This window comes from Enterovirga sp., assembly GCF_028290205.1.
Taxonomy (GTDB): domain Bacteria; phylum Pseudomonadota; class Alphaproteobacteria; order Rhizobiales; family Beijerinckiaceae; genus Enterovirga.
In genome coordinates, this window is the sequence record NZ_JAQGKF010000181.1 from 1 (window position 1) to 3,293 (window position 3,293).

Sequence of the window (3,293 nt, forward strand, 5' to 3'; positions counted from 1 at the left end):
GAAGGATTTCCGCACGCCGGGCGATTTCCGCATCCCGGATCCGCTCCGGCCCTGGGGGGAGACGGCCCAGCGGGGCGCCCGCCTTTCCGCGCCGAGCTGACCGCCGGCGCGAGACCGCGAGCGGGAAACCCTCCGCTTGCTCCACCGTGACTCGGAGACGCGCAATGTCCGCCAGCCTTCAGACCAGCAGTGGTTCACCCAACGCGGCCCTCGAAATCTACATCGAAGGCCTCAAGAACGCTCACGCCCTCGAGAAACAGGCCACGCAGCTGATCAACCGTCAGCTCGAGCGCCTCGAGAACTACCCCCAGGTCGAACAGCTGCTGCGCCGCCATCTCGGCGAAACCGAGCAGCAGATCGCCCGGCTCGACGAGATGCTCGCTTCCTTCGGAGAGGAGCACTCGACGCTGAAGGACCTGGCCACGTCGCTGACCGGCAACCTGGCGGCGCTCGGCCACACGGTGATGGGCGACGAGATCCTGAAGAACCACTTCGCCAACCACGCCTTCGAGAACTTCGAGATCGCGTCCTACATGTCCCTGATCACGCTGGCCGAACTCAGCCAGCGGGGCGGCCATGTGGCGGCCCTGAAGACGACCCTGGAGGAGGAGCGCAGGACCGCTCAGGCCCTGCACGACATGACCGGGGAACTGACCCGCATGTACGTGTCCCGCACTGCTGCCGGCGCCAAAGCGGACCGCTGAGGTGACCGCCTACGTCCGCTTTTCGGACTCCGTCGAGACGGTCGAACCGGGAGAAGAGGAAACCTTCCGCAAGATCATCGACGTGATGGCGAAGGGCGGGCGCATGGCGCGGGAGCGCTATGGGCATTCGGTCCGGACCTCGCACGCCAAGGCGCACGGGCTGCTCAAGGGCGCGCTCGAAGTGCTGCCGGATCTGCCGCCCGAGTTGCGGCAGGGGCTGTTCGCCGAGCCGCGCAGCTATCCGGCCATCGTGCGCCTGGCGCATGTTCCTGGGGAGTTCCTGGACGACCGCCGGGTGTCCACGCCGCGCGGCATGGCCATCAAGGTGATCGGCGCCGAGGGCCCCAAGCTGCCGGGCCATGCCGGTCAGGTCACGCAGGATTTCGTGCTCGACACCGGCAAGGCCTTCATCGCGCCGAGTGCCGGGGTGTTCCTGGGCTCCATCACGCTTACGGAGGCCGCGACGCCGATGCCGGAGGGTGTCAAGGCTGCCGTTTCGGCCGCCTCCCGGGCCAGCAACGTCGTGCTCAACGCGGTCGGGCTGAACAGCGCCAATCTCGATTTCTTTGGCCACCCGTTCAACCATCCGATGACGGAGAGCTACTTCACGCAATGCCCGCTCCGCTACGGCGAGCACATCGCCAAGATCGGCTTCTTTCCGCTCAACAAGGATGGCGGCGATCTCACGGTGCAGTCCTTCGAGCCGCAGGACGAGGACGGGCTGCGCACCGCCGTGGTCACTTATTTCAGGCGGCATCCGGCCATTTTCGAGGTGCGGGTTCAGCTCTGCACGGATCTCGACAGGATGCCGGTCGAGAACGCGTCGGCCGAGTGGCCGGAGGACGAGAGCCCGTACCGGCCGGTGGCCCGGCTCACCCTGATGCCGCAGGAGGCGTTCACGCCGGCCCGCCGCGAATTCGTCGATGAGCGGCTCCTGTTCTGCCCGGCCCACAGCCTGGAGGCGCACCGCCCGCTCGGCTCCGTGATGCGGGCCCGGATGCGGGTCTACGAAGCGCTGGGGCCGGCCCGGCTTCGCGAAAACGGCCGGCCGCGTGTCGAGCCGCGCTCGATCGACGAATTACCGGCCTAGGAGGACAGGATGACCCAGCAGGTGCCGCTCGGCGACCAGGCGCGCGCCGATCCCGGTGCAGGCCCCGACGGCGCACACGAGATCGCGCCCGATCTCGCCTATCTCCGCACGCTGATCGCCAACCTCGTGTTTGTCGGCCGGCCGGGTGCAGGCGATCGTGGCTGGGTGCTGGTGGATGCCGGTGTGTTCGGCACCAAGACGGCCATCAAGGCCGCCGCGGAGGCGCGGTTCGGGGCGGGTGCGCGGCCCTCCGACATCGTCCTGACGCATGGGCATTTCGACCATGTCGGGGTGCTGGAGGACCTGGCCGAGGAATGGGACGTGCCGGTCTGGGCCCACGAGTTGGAGCGACCCTATCTCGATGGCTCCGCCAGCTACCCGCCGGCAGATCCGAGCGTCGGCGGCGGCCTCATGGCGACCCTGTCGCCGCTCTATCCGACGCGCCCGGTGGATGTCGGCACCCGACTCCGCACGCTGCCGCCGGGCGGAAGCGTGCCGCCGATGCCGGGGTGGCGCTGGGTGCATACGCCCGGCCACTGCCCGGGCCACGTCTCGTTCTGGCGCGAGAGCGACCGCGCGCTGATCGTGGGCGACGCCTTCGTGACCACGGCGCAGGAATCCGCCTATGCGGCCATCACCCAGGCGCCCGAGATGCATGGGCCGCCCCGTTACTTCACGGTGGATTGGGACGCCGCGCGCCACTCGGTCGAGACGCTGGCCCGGCTTCGCCCGGACCTCGTCGTCACGGGCCACGGCCGGGCCATGCGGGGACCGGAGATGACGGCCGCGCTGGAGCGTCTGGCCCGGGATTTCGACCGGGTCGCGGTGCCCGAGCGGGGCCGCTACGTCGACCAGCCGGCGACCGCCCAGGACGGAACGGCGTACCGCCGGCCCTGATCCCTCACCAGAGGAGGCCGTGTGGGAAGAAGCGCACGGTCTCGCCGCCGGCGAGCCCGGTCGCCGCCTCCGGCAGTTCCACAAGGCCGTCGCTGCCGGTCAGCGAGGTCAGGATGCCGGCCCCCTCACGGGGGAATTTCACGGCCTCCATCTGCCCGTCGGCTCCGGCCCGCAGGCTGGCCCGCACATATTCGCGCCGGCCTGCCTTCTTGCGGTAGCCGAAGGCCGCCCGCACAGGAAAAGGCGTTGGCGGCTCGTGCCGCGCTCCGCCGAGGCGGCCGAGCAGGGGCCGGACCAGAAAGAGCAGCGTCACGTAGGCCGCGACCGGGTTGCCGGGCAGGCCGACAAAGGCCGTGCCCTGGACGAGACCCATGGCGACCGGTCGCCCCGGCTTGATCGCGAGGCGCCAGAACACGACCTGGCCCGTCCGCTCCACGGCCGCCTTGACGTGATCCTCCTCGCCGGTGGAGACCCCGCCCGAGGTCAGGACCAGGTCGGCGCCGGCGGCAGCCGCCTGGATCTGGCCCGCCACGACCTCGACCTCGTCCGGCAGGACGCCAAGGTCGCGCACCTCCACCCCGAGCCGGCCGAGCAGGGCCCGG

At 70.1% G+C, this 3,293-nt stretch carries 4 protein-coding genes; 3 read left to right on the top strand and 1 reads right to left on the bottom strand.

Features of this window, described 5'->3' with window-relative positions; genetic code table 11:
• Positions 1 to 164: 164 nt before the first annotated feature.
• From JWR86_RS12975 to JWR86_RS12985, 3 genes are read left to right on the top strand one after another with little or no spacing between them, the layout of a single operon-like run.
• A complete protein-coding gene (locus JWR86_RS12975) occupies positions 165 to 704 on the top strand; it encodes a ferritin-like domain-containing protein (protein WP_299566178.1) in 540 nt (179 codons plus the stop codon).
• Between the two features lies 1 nt (position 705).
• Complete coding sequence (locus JWR86_RS12980) at positions 706 to 1,794, top strand: catalase family protein (protein ID WP_299566181.1); 1,089 nt, start codon at positions 706 to 708, stop codon at positions 1,792 to 1,794.
• Positions 1,795 to 1,803: 9 nt separating this feature from the next.
• Positions 1,804 to 2,691 carry an MBL fold metallo-hydrolase gene (locus JWR86_RS12985; protein WP_299566184.1) on the top strand — a complete coding sequence of 296 codons (888 nt, stop codon included), beginning with the start codon at positions 1,804 to 1,806 and terminating at the stop codon, positions 2,689 to 2,691.
• A 4-nt stretch (positions 2,692 to 2,695) separates the two neighbouring features.
• Here JWR86_RS12985 and JWR86_RS12990 read toward each other — a convergent pair.
• The coding region (locus tag JWR86_RS12990; RefSeq protein ID WP_299566187.1) for a molybdopterin-binding protein at positions 2,696 to 3,293 on the bottom strand (598 nt) is incomplete at its 5' end.